Origin of the sequence: Neorhizobium sp. BT27B, from assembly GCF_050455485.1 — a bacterium.
Lineage (GTDB): Bacteria > Pseudomonadota > Alphaproteobacteria > Rhizobiales > Rhizobiaceae > Neorhizobium.
Window position 1 is genome coordinate 324,420 of record NZ_JBCIYT010000005.1, and the last position, 1,379, is coordinate 325,798.

The 1,379-nt window shown below is 62.1% G+C and carries 1 protein-coding gene; it reads right to left on the reverse strand.

Features of this window, described 5'->3' with window-relative positions:
- Positions 1-5 precede the first annotated feature (5 nt).
- Complete coding sequence (locus AAIH70_RS15765) at positions 6-1,151, reverse strand: PspA/IM30 family protein (RefSeq protein ID WP_132274415.1); 1,146 nt, start codon at positions 1,149-1,151, stop codon at positions 6-8.
- Between the last annotated feature and the right edge of the window lie 228 nt (positions 1,152-1,379).

A 1,379-nucleotide genomic window follows, 5' to 3' on the forward strand; every position in this document is an offset into this window, starting at 1 on the left:
GGGCGTCAGTTCTGGCCAGAGGTCTGATGAGATTTGAACTGGGCGAGACGCGTCTCTATGGCCTGTTCGCGGTGCAGGCGGTCGAGTTCATCCAGTTCGGCGGAGGCTTTGTGATCGCCGGATGCAACGCCGGTCAGGCGAGACACCGTGGCGGCTGCGCGGGCGGCGCCATCGGCCGGGTTCTTGCGTGCCTGCGCACCCTCGCCGGCTTCCGGAAACTGCTCAAGGCTGCGCTTCAGCGCGACAAGCTGTTCCTCGGCCTCGCGGCGGGTGGCAAGCACCGCCTGCAGCGCCTGGCTCCCTTCGGCCAACTGTTCACGGGCATTGGCAAGCGCCTTATCGAGGGCTGCCAGCTGCGATTCCAGATCGATCTGGCGGGCAACACCGGCCTTGGCAAGATCGTCTCGGCCGGCTGTGACCGCCGTGCGAATCTTTTCGTCCAGCGCCTGCAGGTCAGACCCGATCTCGTTACGTCGGCTGAGGATGCGGTATTCCTCGGCGCGCGACTTGCCGAGATCGGCTCGCGCTTCGTCGGCGGCCGTATCGATTTCGCGCAGCGCCTGTTCGACGACGGCGACCTTGTTGGTGCCTTCGGCCTTGTCGATAGCCGCATTCGCCATTCCGGCGATCAGGCGGCCCATGCGGGAAAGGATGCCTTCATTGGTCATGATCGTCTTCTCCGTTCTGTTCGCGTGCGTGGTGACACCGATATGGATCTGGTAGCTGCCGTTCTGCGCAACGAGTTGCGCGGGAAAGATGCCGGACACGCCAGCTGAATACCCCGCCACGTCATAGGGAACGGACACGCGACCCTGTACGGTGGCGATGGTCAGCATCGACGGCCCCTTGATGGCGAAAAGCTTGTCGTCGAGCGGCAACCGGTCGGGCCTCGCCGCATGGTTCCGGTTGGAAGCGAAATCGCGCAGGCCGAGCGTTACCAGCCGGGCCGGCAGATGGGTGCGCTCGCGCACCGTCTCGTAGGCAAGCTCATGCAGGGTAACGAGATTGGCGCCGCCTTTTTCCGAGGCGAGATCGTCCAGCATAGCCAGCATGGCCGCATAGGCTTCGAAGGTTTCCTCGAAAGCCTTCTTCGCCTGCTCGTCAGGAGCAAGATCGTAGCGCAAAGTGGATGTGTGTGTACTTTGTGGCATGCTTAAATATGTAAAGCACCACTTTGGTGCTTTCAAGGGTAGAAACACCCATTTTGAGTTGCGGAAAACCGCAACGAAGCCGCCTTGCGGCTGCAAGTGCGACATTGGCGGATGCAAAGAGAATGCTTGCGGAAAGCCTCACGACCGCTGCAGGCGGGGATCAAGAAGGAGGCTTGGACATGGCCGGCTCAGCGGCCATGTCCAAAATCGTGTCTGGGGCGCAGGCCC